This is a genomic window from Streptomyces sp. NPDC055962 (assembly GCF_042270185.1).
Classification (GTDB): domain Bacteria; phylum Actinomycetota; class Actinomycetes; order Streptomycetales; family Streptomycetaceae; genus Streptomyces.
On sequence record NZ_JBHJYN010000008.1, the window covers coordinates 250394 to 266535 of the forward strand.

Here is a 16142-nt window from a genome sequence, read left to right on the forward strand (position 1 = left end):
GGCTAGCCCCGCTGCCGCCGTACGGACAACGGCGTTCCCTCGCGCGGGTGACACACCGGCGTCGTACGCTGGACACCCCGGCCCGTGCCACGTGTCGGGCCCTTCGCGTTGCTCACTCGCCACACCGGACGGAACCTTCATGAGCCTGCACGGTCTGCTGGATGTCGTCGTCACCGACCCGGCGCTCTCCGAAGCGGTGAAGGCCGCCTCCGACGGCCACCGGGCCCATGTCGAGCTGGTCGGCCCGCCCGCCGCCCGCCCCTTCGCCGTGGCCGCCCTGGCCCGTGACGCCGGGCGGACCGTGCTCGCCGTCACCGCGACCGGCCGGGAGGCCGAGGACCTGGCGGCCGCGCTGCGGACCCTGCTGCCCCCGGACACCGTGGCGGAGTTCCCCTCCTGGGAGACGCTGCCCCACGAGCGCCTCTCGCCCCGCTCGGACACCGTGGGCCGCCGTCTCGCGGTGCTGCGCCGGCTCGCGCACCCCCGGCCGGACGACCCGGAGACCGGTCCGGTCAGCGTGGTCGTCGCGCCCGTCCGCTCCGTGCTCCAGCCGCAGGTCAAGGGCCTCGGCGACCTGGAGCCCGTCGCGCTGAGCAGCGGGCAGACCGCGGATCTGGGTGAGGTCGTGGACGCGCTCGCGGCAGCGGCGTACGCCCGGGTGGAGCTGGTCGAGAAGCGCGGCGAGTTCGCCGTGCGCGGCGGCATCCTGGACGTCTTCCCGCCCACCGAGGAGCACCCCCTGCGGGTGGAGTTCTGGGGCGACGACGTCGAGGAGATCCGCTACTTCAAGATCGCCGACCAGCGGTCCCTGGAGGTCGCCGAGCACGGGCTGTGGGCCCCGCCCTGCCGTGAACTGCTGCTCACCGAGGACGTGCGGTCGAGGGCGGCGGCCCTCGCGGAGGCCCACCCCGAGCTGGGCGAGCTGCTCGGGAAGATCGCCGAGGGCATCGCGGTCGAGGGCATGGAATCCCTGGCCCCGGTGCTCGTCGACGAGATGGAGCTGCTGCTCGACGTCCTGCCGCAGGGCTCGATGGCGCTGGTCTGCGACCCGGAGCGGGTGCGGACCCGGGCGGCCGACCTCGTCGCGACCAGCCAGGAGTTCCTCCAGGCGTCCTGGGCGGCCACGGCGGGCGGCGGGGAGGCCCCGATCGACGTCGGCGCGGCGTCCCTGTGGGGCATCGCCGACGTCCGGGACCGGGCCCGTGAGCTGGGCATGATGTGGTGGTCGGTGGCCCCCTTCGCCGCCGCGGCCGACGACGAGCACGCCGACGACGACACCCTGAAGCTGGGGATGCGCGCCCCGGAGACGTACCGCGGGGACACCGCGAGGGCGCTCGCCGACACCAAGGGCTGGCTGGCCGACGGCTGGCGCACGGTGTACGTCACCGAGGGCCAGGGGCCCGCCTCCCGCACCGTGGAGGTGCTCGGCGGCGAAGGCATCGCCGCCCGCCTCGACCAGGACCTGACCGAGATCACGCCGTCGCTCGTGCACGTCTCCTGCGGCGCCGTCGACAACGGCTTCGTCGACCCGGCCCTGAAGCTGGCGGTGCTGACCGAGACGGATCTGACCGGCCAGCGCACCGCCAGCAAGGACCTGGGGCGGATGCCGGCCCGGCGCCGCAAGTCCATCGACCCGCTGACCCTTCAGGCGGGGGACTACATCGTCCACGAGCAGCACGGCGTGGGCCGCTACATCGAGATGGTGCAGCGCGCCGTGCAGGGCGCGACCCGCGAGTACCTCCTCGTCGAGTACGCCCCCGCCAAGCGCGGCCAGCCGGGGGACCGCCTCTACATCCCCACCGACCAGCTGGAGCAGGTCACCAAGTACGTCGGCGGCGAGGCCCCGACCCTGCACCGGCTCGGCGGCGCCGACTGGACGAAGACGAAGCAGCGGGCCAAGAAGGCCGTCAAGGAGATCGCCGCCGACCTGATCAAGCTGTACTCGGCGCGGATGGCCGCCCCCGGCCACGCCTTCGGCCCGGACACACCTTGGCAGCGCGAGCTGGAGGACGCGTTCCCGTACGCGGAGACGCCCGACCAGCTGTCCACGATCGCCGAGGTCAAGGAGGACATGGAGAAGTCCGTCCCGATGGACCGGCTGATCTGCGGCGACGTCGGCTACGGCAAGACGGAGATCGCGGTGCGCGCCGCCTTCAAGGCGGTCCAGGACGGCAAGCAGGTCGCGGTCCTGGTGCCCACGACGCTCCTGGTCCAGCAGCACTTCGGCACGTTCACCGAGCGGTACGCCCAGTTCCCCGTCAATGTGCGGGCGCTGAGCCGCTTCCAGTCGGACACCGAGTCGAAGGCGACGCTGGAGGGGCTCAAGGACGGCTCGGTCGACCTGGTCATCGGCACGCACCGGCTGTTCTCGTCGGAGACGAAGTTCAAGGACCTGGGCCTGGTCATCGTCGACGAGGAGCAGCGCTTCGGCGTCGAGCACAAGGAGCAGCTGAAGAAGCTCCGGGCCAACGTGGACGTGCTCACCATGTCGGCGACGCCCATCCCCCGTACGCTCGAGATGGCCGTCACCGGCATCCGCGAGATGTCGACGATCACCACGCCCCCGGAGGAGCGGCACCCGGTCCTGACGTTCGTCGGGCCGTACGAGGAGAAGCAGATCGGTGCCGCCGTGCGCCGTGAACTCCTGCGCGAGGGCCAGGTCTTCTACATCCACAACCGGGTGGAGTCCATCGACCGGGCGGCGGCGCGGCTGCGTGAGATCGTGCCCGAGGCGCGGATCGCCACGGCGCACGGCCAGATGGGCGAGAGCCAGCTGGAACAGGTGGTCGTCGACTTCTGGGAGAAGAGGTTCGACGTGCTGGTCTCGACGACGATCGTCGAGTCCGGCATCGACATCTCCAACGCCAACACCCTGATCGTGGAGCGCGGCGACAACTTCGGCCTCTCCCAGCTGCACCAGCTGCGCGGCCGTGTCGGACGCGGCCGGGACCGGGGCTACTCCTACTTCCTGTATCCGCCGGAGAAGCCGCTGACCGAGACGGCGCACGAGCGGCTGGCCACGATCGCCCAGCACACCGAGATGGGCGCGGGCATGTACGTGGCGATGAAGGACCTGGAGATCCGCGGCGCCGGGAACCTGCTCGGCGGCGAGCAGTCCGGCCACATCGCGGGTGTCGGCTTCGACCTGTACATCCGGATGGTCGGCGAGGCGGTGGCGGACTACCGGGCGGCGGTGGACGGTTCCGTGGAGGAGGAGCCGCCGCTGGAGGTCAAGATCGAGCTCCCGGTCGACGCGCACGTCCCGCACGACTACGCCCCGGGCGAGCGGCTGCGTCTCCAGGCGTACCGTGCGATCGCCTCCGCGAATTCGGAGGAGGACATCAGGGCGGTGCGCGAGGAGCTCACCGACCGCTACGGCAAGCTGCCGGAGCCGGTGGAGAACCTCCTGCTGGTCGCGGGGCTGCGGATGCTGGCCCGGGCCTGCGGGGTCGGCGAGATCGTGCTCCAGGGGCCGAACATCCGCTTCGCCCCGGTGGAGCTGCGGGAGTCGCAGGAGCTGCGGCTGAAGCGGCTGCACCCGAAGACGATCTTCAAGCCGGCCACGCGTCAGATCCTGGTGCCGCGCCCGACGGCGGGCCGGATCGGCGGGAAGCCGGTGATGGGCCGCGAACTCCTGTCGTGGACCGGGGAGTTCCTCACGACGATCCTGGGTTCGTAGGGCTGCCGAAGAGGAGCCCGGCGAGGGTGCGGAACACCTCGGCGGGGTCCCGGCCGTCGACGGGTCCTTCCAGGTTGCCGCTGAGCAGCAGGGTGGCGAAGCCGTGGGCGAGGGACCAGGCGGCGACGCCCGCGAGCCGGGGGTCCCCGCCGCGGTCGGCGTCGGAGAGCCCGTCGATCCCGGCGCGCAGGGCCTCGGTGGCGCGTGCCTTCGCGGCGAGCAGCTCCGGATCGCCGGTGCGGTGGAGCTCGGGGCGGAACATCACCTGGAAGTGCGCGGGGTGCCCGGTCGCGAAGCGCACGTAGGCCACGCCGCGCTCCCGCAGGTCCGGTGCGTCCGCGAGGGCGTCGGCGAAGAGCGCGTAGCCCTCGGCCGCGACGGCCGTGAGCAGCCCGGTGCGGTCCTTGAAGTGGTGGGCCGGTGCGGCGTGCGAGACACCCGCGCGGCGGGCCAGGTCGCGCAGGGACAGGGCGTCGGGGCCGTCGGTCCCGATGACGTCGAGCGCGGCGGTGAGGACGGCGCGGCGCAGGTCGCCGTGGTGGTAGGTGCGGTCACTGGTCACAGGACGTACGGTACGCCGAATCTAGGCATTGACAAGTTTGCCGTTCCGTCGCACGCTGGGTATCTGGTCACTGACAAGATGGTGGTACGGGAGGTCGGGACATGTCCGTGGATCGGGGATTCGCACGCCGCGTCTGGCATCTGCTGGAGCCGTTGCACGCCGTTTTCTACTACGCGCCCGAGGTGTTCGAGGAGGCCGCCGCGCTCGGCTACTCCACTCAGGAGCGCTGGCCCAGCTACTTCGCGTGGCGGGCGGCGCCGCTGGGTGCGGCCGGCGCGGAGCGCGTCACCGCCGTGTTCCACAGCTTCAGCCCGGTGACGGTCGCCCGCCATGTCCCGTCGGGGTGGGACGTGGCGGACCCGGAGAAGGTGCTCGCGGCCCGTACGCGGGCGGTCGACCGCGCCTACCGGGTGCTGTTCGGCGACCTGGCCGACGGCCCCGATCTCGCCGCTGCCGCCGCCCTGGCGCGGAGGGCCGCCGAGGCGGCGGACGTCACCGGCCGCCCGCTCGCGGCGGCCAACGCCGCCCTCCCCTGGCCCGACGACCCCCTTCCCGTGCTCTGGCAGGCCGCCACGATCCTGCGGGAGCACCGCGGTGACGGCCATGTCGCGGCTCTCGTCGGGGCGGGCCTCGACCCCGTGGAGTCGCTGGTCTCCTTCGCGGCCGTCGGAGCCGCGCGGCCGGAGGTCTTCGCGAGCCGGGGGTGGACGCCGGCCGAGTGGGGGGCGGCGCGCGGCCGTCTGGCCGCCCGGGGACTGCTGGCGGAGGACGGGACGGCCACGGCGGCCGGGCGGGCGCTGCGCGCGGAGGTGGAACGGCGCACGGACGAGGAGGCGTCGGGGCCCTGGGCGGCCCTCGGCCCCGGGGAGCGGGAGCGGCTCGTGGAACTGCTGGGGCCGCTGTGGGTGGAGGCCATCGGCTCGGGGCTCCTCCCGTCCGAGACGACACTGGGGATCGGGAAGGTCTGAGCGGGCGGCGCCCCGTGGACGCCGGGGCGGTGCGGGCGGCCGTCGGCGAGTCGTGCCGGTGGTGGGTGAGGCCGCAGGTGGGTGCCCGGGGCGGTGGTGGGTGAGGCCGGAGGTGCCTGCCCCGTGCCGGGAGCCCGGCCTGACGCCTAATCTGGTTCGCTGTGAAGCCATCTGACGCAGCGATCCCCCGAACCCGTTTCCTCGCCCTGGTGACCGTGGCCCTGACGGGGGCCCTGGCCCTCGCCGGGTGCGACTCCCTCGACGAACTGCCGGACCCCGCGCGTTCCGAGGCGGCACCGGCGCCCGGCGGCAGCGCGCTGCAGGCCGCCGAGGGGCTGACCGTCAAGGGCCGTGCCCCGAAGACCGGTTACGAGCGCGACGCGTTCGGATCGGCCTGGGCCGACACCGACCGCAACGGATGCGGTACCCGCGACGACATCCTCGCCGACCAGCTCGACGACGTGTCCCGGGACGCCGACGGCTGCAAGGTCCTCAGCGGGGTGCTGGACCCCGACCCGTACACCGGGACCCGCATCGCGTTCGAACGCGGACGCAGCAAGGTGGACATAGACCACCTCGTCGCCCTCTCCGACGCCTGGCAGAAGGGCGCCCAGAAGTGGAGCGACGGCAAGAGGCGGGCGTTCGCCAACGACCCGCTGAACCTGGTGGCCGCCGACTCGTCCACCAACCGCCGCAAGGGGGACGGTGACACCGCGACCTGGCTGCCTCCCAACAAGGACTACCGCTGTGCCTACGTCGCGGGGCAGGTCTCGGTGAAGAAGAAGTACGGGCTGTGGGTGACGCAGGCGGAACAGGACGCCATGAAGGAGGTGCTGACCACCTGCCCCAGGCAGAAGGTCCTCGCCGGCGGCAACCCGACGGAAGCCCCGACCGGGTGAGCGCCGACGCGCCGGGAGCGGCCGCGACGGGCGGAACGGACGCGGCACGCCCCTGGGGATGGTGGCTGACGGCCGTCGGCATCAACCTGGCGCTCGGCGTGCCCGGGATCGTCCCGGTCTGGCTGATCTGGTACGTCCTCGCGAACGGTCCGCTCGCGGAGGGCGGTTGGACGCAGCGGGAGCCGACGGAGAACGACGGCATGATGCTGTGGCTGGTCATCGTCGTGCCGGTGGTCGCGGTCTTCGGTCTCCTGTGGTGGCTCGCCAACGACTCCGTGTCCCGTAGGGCTGCGGTGGACCCGCGCCTGTACTGGACGGCCGGCGGGCTGCTGACGCTCGTGCCGACGGCGGCGCTGCTCGCGCAGACCTACGTGTGAGGTCCGGCCCCGTCGCCGTCGCCGGAGGCGGGAGCGTGTGCCGCGGAATTCTGTTGGTGCGTCCGGCGGCAGCACCTACGGTGACGCGCATGGACCTGAAGATCACCACGCTCGCGGAGCGGCCCGAGCTGGCCGGTGCGCTCGACGGGATGCCCGTCACCTGGCCCGGATTCGTGCTGGAGGACCTCATCGGCTGGGCGAACTTCCCCCGCATCGCCGTGGACTTCCCCGAGTACGTCCTCGTCGCCACCGGCCCGGACGGAGCGGTGGCGGCCCGGGGGTACAGCGTGCCCTTCGCCCTCCACGCCCACGGGCGCGGCTCCCTGCCCGCGGGCGGGTGGGACCAGGTGCTGCTGTGGGCGTTCTCCGACCTGCGCCACGGGCGCACCCCGGACACGGTCAGCGCCATCGAGATCGCCGTGGCCACCGGGCTGCAGGGGCAGGGTGTCTCCGGCCGGATGCTCGCCGCGATGCGGGAGAACGCGCGGCGCCTCGGCTTCGGCGAGCTCGTCGCCCCGGTGCGGCCGAGCGCGAAGCACACGGACGCGGCGTCCCCCATGGAGGAGTACGCCCGCCGCACCCGGGAGGAGGACGGTCTGCCGGCCGACCCGTGGCTGCGCGTCCATGTGCGGGCGGGCGGGGTGATCGACTCGGTGGCGCCGACGTCGATGACCGTGAGCGCGCCGCTCGACCGGTGGCGGTCCTGGACGGGGCTGCCCTTCGACGCCGAGGGCCCGGTGGAGGTGCCCGGCGCACTGGTGCCGGTGCAGTGCTCGGTGCGGCACGGCTACGCGGTGTACGTCGAGCCGAACGTGTGGGTGCGCCACCGCGCGTGAGGCGGCGTCCGCACGCCTGTGCGCGCCGGTCCGCGCATACGGGGCCACCGCGCGGGGGCATGCGGACAGGGCCTCCGCCCGGACCGTGCGATGGTCCGGGGAGGAGGCCCTGTGCGGACCGGCGGCGGGTGCCCGCGGTGCGTCGGCGGGAGTGGCCGCGGACCGGCGGCGGGGCGCCCGCGGGTGTCCGCGGGTGTCCGAGGCGTGGGAGGGGCCGGGGCCCGTCAGAGCTTCAGCTCCCACTGGCTCGCGTCCCACTCGAAGCCCGGGGCGACCTCGACCGTGAGGTTCTTGGCGTCGGCCGGGGCGTCGAAGGCGTACTTCGCCGTGACCTTCTTGCCCGGCAGGACCGTGCCGCTGAAGCCCTCGCCGGTCTTGTCGTCGTAGATCTGCTCGGCGTTCACACCGTCCTCGCCGGCGCGGGCGTCCACGGTGACGAGCGCCGCGTCGAACTTCTCCTTGCCCTTGTTCTCGATGACGACCGACACCGTGTAGGCACTGTTGCCCTTGGTGTGACCGACCGCGAACTCACCGGCGGTGTACGCGGACGGGGCGCCGACCGTGATCTCCAGGCCGTCGTCGTACGCGGCGGAGTCGCCGCCTCTCAGGACGTCGTCCTTGCCCTCGGTGCCCCCGGCCGCGCCCTCGCCTCCGCCGGCGGCCGGCTTCGCCGAGGCCGAACTGTCCGTCAGCGCCTTGTCGATGTCGCTCACCGCGTCGTCCACGGCCTTGTACGTCAGGACGGCTCCGACCACCGACAGGATCAGCGCGACCAGACCGAGCACCGCCCCGAAGGTCGTCACCCCCTTGTTCGTGGCCTCACCGCGCTTCGCGCGGCCCCGCCCCGCCAGGCCGAGGATCAGCGCGATGAGCCCGAGGATGCCCGCGAGCCAGAAGAGCAGCGGGACGAGCCCCGACACCGTCCCGATGATGCCGAGCACGAGGGCGGCGATGCCCAGGCCGTTGCGGGCGGGCCGCGTACCCGGCGACTGCGCCGGGACGTACGGCTGCTGGGGCTGGTGCGGCTGCGTGTACTGGGACATGGCTGTGCCCTTCCGATGAAGACGAAGGCTGTGAGCGGGAGAATCCGCCGGGCCGGTGTGCGGTGGGTCAATAAGAACACTCGGTGTGAACCGAGTCAACACGATAATCCGTGTGAACCGATTGTGGTGTGGGGTCGGTATGCTCACCCCCACACAGCAGGCGACGGCGACACCGACGTGCGCGGAACGGGAGACAGGCCAGTGCCGGACGACTCGACAGAGGTGACCGCGGCCGGAATCGCCAGGCTCGCGGGCGTGGGCCGCGCGGCGGTCAGCAACTGGCGTCGCCGGCACGCGGATTTTCCGAAACCCGTCGGGGGCACCGAGGCCAGCCCCTCCTTCGCGCTCCCCGAGGTCGAGCAGTGGCTGCGCGGCCAGGGCAAGCTCGCCGAGGTGCCGTTGCGGGAGCGGGTCTGGCAGCAGCTGGCCGGCCACCCCGACGGCACGGTCACCGCGCTGGTCCACGCGGGATGCGCCCTGCTGCTCGTCCGGGACAGGCCCACCGCCTGGCTGGAGATCACCGCGGTGTCGGACGCCCGGATGGCCGGTGTCCTGCCGGCGGCCCTCGACCACGTGCTCGACGACCGCTTCGGGCCGGGGCGGGCGGTCCCCACCCCCACGGCGTCCGCGCTCCTGCCGTCGGTCCCCCTGCTGCGCGCCGCCGCCGACCTGGCGGCGGAGACCGGCGCCCGGCAGGCCTTCGACTTCCTCTTCGGCCGACAGCTGGACGCCAATCCGCGTCAGTACACGCTCACGCCTCCCGGCCTCGCCGAGCTGATGGCCGACCTCGCGGAGCCGGCGAGGGACGCCGCCGGCAAGAGCGGCCGACGCGGTTCACGCACGGTCCTCGACCCCGCCGCGGGGACCGGCGCCCTGCTGTGCGCCGTCGGCCGCCCCACCGCCCTGTACGCGCAGGAGGCCGACCCCGACCTGGCGGCGCTCTCCGCCCTCCGCCTCGCCCTGCACCCCACGGGCAGCGGAACGGACCGGCCCGCGCTCGCCGTCAGGACCGGCGACACCCTGCGTGCCGACGCGTTCCCCGGGCTCACCGTGGACACGGTGCTCTGCCACCCGCCGTTCAACGAGCGCAACTGGGGCCACGGTGAACTGGCCTACGACCCGCGCTGGGAGTACGGCTTCCCCGCCCGTACGGAATCCGAGCTCGCCTGGGTCCAGCACGCCCTCGCCCATCTCCGCGACGGCGGCACCGCCGTCGTCCTCATGCCCCCGGCCGCCGCCTCCCGCCGCTCCGGCCGGCGGATCCGCGCCGACCTGCTGCGTCGCGGCGCCCTCCGCGCCGTCGTCGCGCTCCCGGCCGGCGCCGCGCCCCCGTACGGCATCCCGCTCCACATCTGGGTGCTGCGCAAGCCGGACGCCGAGCAGCCCCCGGTGCCCGAACTGCTCCTCGTCGACACGGCCGACCCCGAGGCCGCCGGCGCCTCGTCGGGCCGCGACCGGCTGGACTGGCCGGCGGTGCGGCGCGCGGTGCTCGACGCCTGGGCCCCCTTCGACGCACCGGGGCGCCGCGAGCCCGTCGAGGAGCGGCCCGGGACCAGCCGCGTCGTACCCGTCATCGAACTCCTCGACGACGACGTGGACCTGGCCCCCGCCCGTCACCTCCCGCCCCCGGCCGCCGGAGGCGGCGCGGCCGAGCTGGTGCGTGTCCGCGAGCGGCTGGACGACACCCTGAAACTGGCAGCCCGGCTCGCCCCGCCCCCCGCCGCCCCCGGCGAACCCGCACGGCGCCCCTTCACCACGGTCGGTGAACTGGCCCGCGCCGGTGCCCTGCACCTGCGCGCGGGCACCGGATCCGGCACCGGCCCCGTCCTCACCGAGCACGACGTCCTCGCCGGGACGGCACCCAGCGGTACGCCCTCCCCGCCCGCCGCGCCCACGGAGGGCGAGCCGCTCCTGCTGGAGGCCGGCGACGTCATCGTGCCCGTCCTGGGGGGCGGTTCGGTCGCCAGAGTCGTCGACGAGGCCACCGCGGGCGCCGTGCTCGGACGCAACCTCCAGCTGCTGCGCCCCGATCCGGCCGCCCTGGACTCCTGGTTCCTCGCCGGGTTCCTGCGCGGTACCGCCAACAACCGCCAGGCCAGCAGCTACGCCTCCACCGCGACGCGGCTCGACGCCCGCCGTCTCCAGGTGCCGCGGCTGCCCCTCGCCGAACAGCGGCGGTACGGAGAGCAGTTCAGCGCCCTCGCCGCGTTCGAGGAGGCCCTGCGCACGGCGGGCCGGCTCGGCGGACAGCTGGTGCAGGGGATGTACGACGGGCTCACGGACGGCACGGTCGCCCCGAAGTGAGGTGAAGCACAACGGTTGTGCACAACCCGGGACCGGTTGTCCGTGTCGGTGTATACGCTCACTGCACACGTCCGATCCACGCCCTCCGGGAGCAGCACATGCACGGCTACGGCTATCCGCCGGAGCAGCGGCCGACACGTCGTCCGTCCTCGGCCACGCTGGTCACCCTGCGCGTGGTCTTCGTGGCGCTCGCCCTGCTGAGCTGCGGCCTCCTCGCCTGGGCGGCCATGCTGCGCCTGGCCGTCGTCACCCGCAAGGCGCGCGACTGGTGGCTGTTCGGCCTCGTGCTGGCTCTGAACATCGGGCTCATCGCCTACCTGGGCTCGCTGCCCGAGGAGGAAGAGGTGATGACGGACGGACAGGCGGTCGTCACCCTGTCCTGGATGCTCGTCGTCTTCGCCGGCACGGTCACCTACTACCTGTACACGGAGATACGGCACTTCGGGCCGTACGGCGTCGCGCAGGCGCGCCTGCAGGCGGGCCCCTACGCCGGTGCCGGACCCTACGGCGGCCCGTACGGCGGACACCCGGGGGTGTCCGCGTCCGGCGGGTACGCCTCGCGGCAGACCGCGCCCGCCCCGCCCGCGCCCGCCCCGTCCTACGGCTACCCGCCCGCGCCCGGGCGGGGCCCCGTACCCGCGCCGCCGCCCGACGCGCCGAGGGCCACCCCGCCCCAGCGTCTCGACCAGGTGCGCGCCGAGCTCGACGAGCTGAGCGACTACCTCCGCAAGGAGGGCGACGGCCGGTGAACGGGCGTGTCATCGCCGGGCGTTACGAGCTGGCGACCATCCTCGGCCAGGGCGGCATGGGCCAGGTCTGGACGGCGTACGACCAGCGCCTCGACCGCAGGGTCGCGGTGAAGCTCCTGCGCCCCGACCGGGTCGCGGGCCCCTCCGGCAGCGAGGCCGCCGACGACCTGCGCCGCCGGTTCGTCCGCGAGTGCCGGGTCACCGCACAGGTCGACCACCCCGGCCTGGTCACCGTCCATGACGCGGGGAGTGACGGCGAGGACCTCTTCCTCGTCATGCAGTACGTCGAGGGCGCCGACCTCGCCGACCACCTCGCCGAGCACGACCCCTACCCGTGGCCCTGGGCCGTGGCCGTCGCCGCCCAGCTGTGCGCGGTGCTCTCCGCCGTGCACGCCGTGCCGATCGTCCACCGGGACCTCAAGCCCCGCAACGCCATGGTGCGGCCCGACGGCACCGTCACAGTGCTCGACCTGGGCATCGCCTCCGTCATGGACACCGACACGACCCGGCTGACGCACACGGGCTCACCGATCGGCTCCCCGGCCTACATGGCCCCCGAGCAGGCGATGGGCGGCGCCGTGGGCCCGTACACCGACCTGTACGCCCTCGGGGTGCTCCTGCACGAACTCCTCAGCGGCGACGTGCCGTTCGCCGGGTCCACGGCCCTGGGCGTCCTGCACCGACACCTCTACGAGCCGCCCCTCCCCGTCCGCCACCTCAGGCCCGAGGTCCCCGAGGCGCTGGAGGCGCTCGTCCTGCGGCTGCTCTCCAAGGACCCGCAGCACCGCCCCGCCTCCGCCCAGGAGGTCTACGAGTCCCTGCGTCCCCTGCTGCCCGCCGGCGGCGCTCCGTCCGGGCCCCTCGACCCGACCCGTCCCTTCCTCCGCCCGCACGCCCCCTGGCCCGACCGGGCGGCAGCCCCGCCGCCCGTGGCGGCCCCGCCCGTTCCCCCCGTGCCCCGGGAGCCGCCCGCCCGTCCCGACGTGGCGCGGGCCGTCGACGACGTGAAGCGGCTGCTCGGCGAGGGCCGCATCACCCAGGCCGTCGACATCCTCGGGGGGATCCTTCCGGCCGCCGCCGCGGAGCACGGCGAGCACTCACCGGTGGTGCGGATCCTGCGCAAGCAGTACGCCGCCACGCTGATGGACGACGGCCAGTACCGCCGGGCCCTCCCCGAGCTCCGCCGCCTCGCCGACGACCGCGCCGCGGAAGCGGGTCCGGCCGACCCGCAGACCCTGCAGTTCCGTTACGACGCCGCCCAGTGCCTGGAGCAGCTCGGCGAGGCGGCCTCCGCGCTCGCCGAGTACCGGGCGGTCCTCCCGTACTACGAGAACGGCCACGCCACCTCCCTGGGCCCCGGCCGGGCGTTCGACATCCGGCACCGGATCGGCCACCTCCTGCTCGGGGTGGGCGACCACACGGCGGGCCGCGCCCAGCTGCAGGCCCTCCTGTACGACACGGAGCGCGCCTACGGCCCCCACCACGCACTCCCCACGGAGCTGCGCCGACAGCTGACCCACCACCGGGACGTACGCGGCTCGATGTGAGCCGAGGACGGCCGAAAAGGGTGAGACGGACGGGATTTCGTCCGTGACCCCACACAGACCGGTCCGGAAATCGTTGGTCGAAGCAGTGGCCCGAATCACGTCCACTGCCTAACATCGATCACCGCAAGGCTTTGTGCACTGATGCACAAACTCTCCCCGGGAGGCTCCTTTGCACCGCCGTCGTCGCACCGCGCTCGCCCTGTCCGCCGCCACGCTCGTCGCGGCGCCGCTCCTGACCGCCTGCGGCAGCGAGGCCCATCCCGGTGCCGCGGCCGTCGTCGGCGGCGACCGGATCGACGTGGCCACGGTCCAGGCGCAGGCGGCCGACGTGCGGGACGCGCAGCAGGCCCCGGGGAAGTCCGAGGAGCTGGTGAAGAAGTCCGGACAGCTGAACCGCGCCAAGCTGCACGGCCTGATCTTCGGCCGGGTCCTCGACCGGGCGGCGAAGGACGCAGGGGTGAGCGTCAGCCGCAAGGAGATCCAGCAGATCCGTGCGGCGGCCGCCGCGCAGTCCGGGGGCGACAAGGGCCTGCGGACGGTCATGCTGGAGCAGCGCTGGGTCGCCCCGGGCCAGATCGAGGCCGACCTGCGCCAGGAGGTCCAGCTCCCGAAGCTCGCGCAGGCACTCGGCGCGGACCTGCAGTCCCCGGCCGGCCAGCAGGCAGTCCAGGAGGCCCTCACCAAGGCGTCGAAGTCGCTGCACATCGACGTCAACCCGCGCTACGGCAGCTGGGACGACCAGAAGGTCCAGCTCAGCACCTACGACGCCCCGTGGATCAACCAGGTCACCCGCGCGCAGGGCCAGGAGCCCGAGGCGGGCGCCTGACCCCGTACGGCCGGGGGTAGGTTCGGGGCGTGAACGCTGAAGACCCCGGCCGTATCGTCCTGCTCACCGCCAGCCACCGGGTCGCCCCCGGTCTGCTGTCCTGGCCCGCCTGGCAGACGCTGCGGGCCGCCGACCGGGTGCTGTGCGCCGGGCGGGACCACCCGCAGCTGCCGTATCTGCGGGAGGCGGAGGTCGCCGTGGAGCACGCCGCGCCCTCGGCCGAGGAGCTCGTGGACGCCTGCGCGGGCGGCCGGACCGTGGTGGTCCTGGTGGGAGGCGAGGGCGACCAGCGGCTCACCGACGGCCTGGCCAGGCTCGGCGGGTCCGGCCGGGTGCAGATGCCCGACCTGGAGCTGCTGCCCGGTTCGTACGACCTGCCCGGCGCCCGCCTCCTCGATCTGGTCCAGGTCATGGACCGGATCCGGCTGGAGTGCCCGTGGACCTCGCAGAAGACGCACGAGGGTCTCGCGAAGTACGCCATCGAGGAGGCCTACGAACTCGTCGAGGCCATCGAGGACGGCGACCGCGAGGAGCTGCGCGAGGAACTCGGCGACGTCCTGCTCCAGGTCGTCCTCCACGCGCGCATCGCCGAGGACGACCAGGAGGAGCCGTTCGGCGTCGACGACGTCGCGGCCACCCTCGTGGAGAAGCTGATCCACCGTCATCCGCACGTCTTCGGTGACGAGACCGCCGAGACCCCGGAGGACGTCCGCGCCCACTGGCTGCGCACGAAGGCGATCGAGAAGCAGCGCGAGTCCGTCACCGACGGGGTCCCGCTCGGGCAGCCGGCTCTGGCGCTCGCGGCCAAACTCGGCAGCAGGGTCCGTACCGCCGGTCTGGGCGTGGAGCTCCCCGCGGGCGACGGCATCGGCCACCGGCTGCTCGCCCTCGCCGTGCGGGCCGAACAGGACGGCGTCGACCCGGAGGCCGCCCTGCGGGCCGCCGCCCGCGCCTACCGGGACGCCGTCCGGGCGGCCGAGGGGCTCGGCTCCACGCCGGACGGCGTCGAGGAGTGAACGACAGCTCCGGCACGGCCTCCGTGCCCGACGCAGCACCCGAACTCTTCACCTGGGAGTTCGCCACCGACCCGTACCCCGCCTACGCCTGGCTCCGGGAGCACAGCCCCGTGCACCGCACGGCGCTGCCCAGCGGTGTCGAGGCGTGGCTCGTGACGCGGTACGCGGACGCCCGGCAGGCCCTCGCCGACACCCGGCTCTCCAAGAACCCGGCCCACCACTCGGGGTCGGCGACCGCCAAGGGCAGGACGGGCATCCCGGGGGAGCGCAAGGCGGAGCTGATGACGCACCTGCTGAACATCGACCCGCCCGACCACACGCGGCTGCGCCGGCTCGTCTCCAAGGCGTTCACCCCGCGCCGGGTCGCGGAGTTCGCGCCGCGCGTACAGGAACTGACGGACCGCCTCATCGACGCGTTCGTGGAGGAGGGGAAGGCGGACCTCATCCACGACTTCGCCTTCCCCCTCCCCATCTACGCGATCTGCGACCTGCTGGGCGTGCCCCGCGAGGACCAGGACGACTTCCGTGACTGGGCGGGCATGATGATCCGGCACGGCGGCGGGCCGCGCGGCGGGGTGGCCAGGTCGGTCAAGAAGATGCGCGGCTATCTCGCCGAACTCATCCACCGGAAGCGGGAGAACCCCGGCGACGACCTGATCTCCGGGCTGATCCGGGCCAGCGACCACGGTGAGCACCTCAGCGAGAACGAGGCCGCGGCGATGGCCTTCATCCTCCTGTTCGCCGGGTTCGAGACCACGGTCAACCTCATCGGCAACGGCACCTACGCCCTGCTGCGCGACCCGGTCCAGCGCGCCCGCCTGGAGCGCTCGCTGGCCGCCGGTGAGACGGACCTGCTCGCCACGGGCCTCGAGGAGCTCCTGCGCTACGACGGCCCCGTGGAGCTCGCCACCTGGCGCTACGCCACCGAGCCCGTGACGCTGGGAGGGCAGGACATCGCCCCGGGGGACCCCGTCCTCGTGGTGCTGGCGGCGGCCGACCGCGATCCGGAGCGATTCCAGCATGCGGACACCCTGGATCTCGCACGCAGTGACAATCAGCACCTCGGATACGGGCACGGAATCCACTACTGCCTGGGGGCCCCGCTGGCCCGGCTGGAGGGGCAGGTGGCACTGGCGACACTGCTGCGCCGCCTCCCCGACCTGCGACTTGCCGCAGATCCTGCCGATTTGCGCTGGCGCGGCGGGCTCATCATGCGTGGACTGCGCACGCTTCCGGTGGAGTTCGGAGCCGGGCGCTCCGCCGAAAAAAGTGACAGCCTGTCAACTCTGTGACTTTCACGTGATCTCCGCTGCATCGACTTGTGACACACGTTCGA

13 protein-coding genes are annotated in these 16142 nt (G+C 73.5%); 11 read left to right on the plus strand and 2 right to left on the minus strand.

The genetic code is table 11. From position 1 onward, the window contains the following. The first annotated feature begins 139 nt into the window (after window positions 1-139). Entirely contained in the window at window positions 140-3679 is a 3540-nt protein-coding gene (mfd, locus tag ACFC51_RS23595; RefSeq protein ID WP_376374039.1) for a transcription-repair coupling factor, read from the plus strand. Here the strand turns inward: mfd and ACFC51_RS23600 are convergent. Beyond that, window positions 3657-4241, minus strand: a complete 585-nt coding sequence (locus ACFC51_RS23600) for a TetR/AcrR family transcriptional regulator (protein WP_376530644.1) — start codon at window positions 4239-4241, stop codon at window positions 3657-3659. The two genes, mfd and ACFC51_RS23600, sit on opposite strands and share 23 nt — an antisense overlap. Window positions 4242-4342: 101 nt before the next feature. Here ACFC51_RS23600 and ACFC51_RS23605 point away from each other — a divergent pair, with 101 nt between their 5' ends. The 4 genes from ACFC51_RS23605 (at window position 4343) to ACFC51_RS23620 (ending at window position 7321) form a co-directional block, all read left to right on the plus strand. Beyond that, entirely contained in the window at window positions 4343-5209 is an 867-nt protein-coding gene (locus ACFC51_RS23605; RefSeq protein ID WP_376530647.1) for a hypothetical protein, read from the plus strand. Between the two features lie 161 nt (window positions 5210-5370). Next, a complete protein-coding gene (locus ACFC51_RS23610; RefSeq protein WP_376374030.1) occupies window positions 5371-6108 on the plus strand; it encodes an HNH endonuclease family protein in 738 nt (245 codons plus the stop codon). Then, window positions 6105-6485 (plus strand): hypothetical protein, encoded by a 381-nt coding sequence (locus tag ACFC51_RS23615; RefSeq protein WP_376374027.1) that lies wholly within the window; start codon window positions 6105-6107, stop codon window positions 6483-6485. Before ACFC51_RS23610 ends, ACFC51_RS23615 begins: the two co-directional genes overlap by 4 nt. A gap of 89 nt (window positions 6486-6574) precedes the next feature. Then, a complete protein-coding gene (locus ACFC51_RS23620) occupies window positions 6575-7321 on the plus strand; it encodes an N-acetyltransferase (RefSeq protein WP_376374025.1) in 747 nt (248 codons plus the stop codon). A 224-nt stretch (window positions 7322-7545) separates the two neighbouring features. Here ACFC51_RS23620 and ACFC51_RS23625 read toward each other — a convergent pair whose 3' ends face one another. Then, a complete protein-coding gene (locus tag ACFC51_RS23625; protein ID WP_376374022.1) occupies window positions 7546-8364 on the minus strand; it encodes a DUF4352 domain-containing protein in 819 nt (272 codons plus the stop codon). A 201-nt stretch (window positions 8365-8565) separates the two neighbouring features. Here ACFC51_RS23625 and ACFC51_RS23630 point away from each other — a divergent pair, with 201 nt between their 5' ends. The 6 genes from ACFC51_RS23630 to ACFC51_RS23655 all read left to right on the plus strand — a co-directional run bounded on the left by ACFC51_RS23630 (window position 8566) and on the right by ACFC51_RS23655 (window position 16098). Continuing rightward, on the plus strand, window positions 8566-10668 hold the full coding sequence (locus ACFC51_RS23630; protein WP_376374019.1) for an N-6 DNA methylase: 2103 nt from the start codon (window positions 8566-8568) through the stop codon (window positions 10666-10668). Window positions 10669-10766: 98 nt separating this feature from the next. After that, complete coding sequence (locus ACFC51_RS23635) at window positions 10767-11417, plus strand: hypothetical protein (RefSeq protein WP_376530650.1); 651 nt, start codon at window positions 10767-10769, stop codon at window positions 11415-11417. Continuing rightward, window positions 11414-12964: a serine/threonine-protein kinase gene (locus ACFC51_RS23640; protein ID WP_376530652.1), complete on the plus strand. Its 1551-nt coding sequence runs from the start codon at window positions 11414-11416 to the stop codon at window positions 12962-12964. The genes ACFC51_RS23635 and ACFC51_RS23640 overlap by 4 nt, the downstream gene beginning before the upstream one ends. Window positions 12965-13133: 169 nt before the next feature. Continuing rightward, window positions 13134-13790: a SurA N-terminal domain-containing protein gene (locus ACFC51_RS23645; protein WP_376374013.1), complete on the plus strand. Its 657-nt coding sequence runs from the start codon at window positions 13134-13136 to the stop codon at window positions 13788-13790. A gap of 29 nt (window positions 13791-13819) precedes the next feature. Next, window positions 13820-14806 (plus strand): nucleoside triphosphate pyrophosphohydrolase, encoded by a 987-nt coding sequence (locus ACFC51_RS23650; protein WP_376374011.1) that lies wholly within the window; start codon window positions 13820-13822, stop codon window positions 14804-14806. Beyond that, a complete protein-coding gene (locus ACFC51_RS23655; RefSeq protein WP_376530654.1) occupies window positions 14803-16098 on the plus strand; it encodes a cytochrome P450 in 1296 nt (431 codons plus the stop codon). The genes ACFC51_RS23650 and ACFC51_RS23655 overlap by 4 nt, the downstream gene beginning before the upstream one ends. Window positions 16099-16142: the final 44 nt, after the last annotated feature.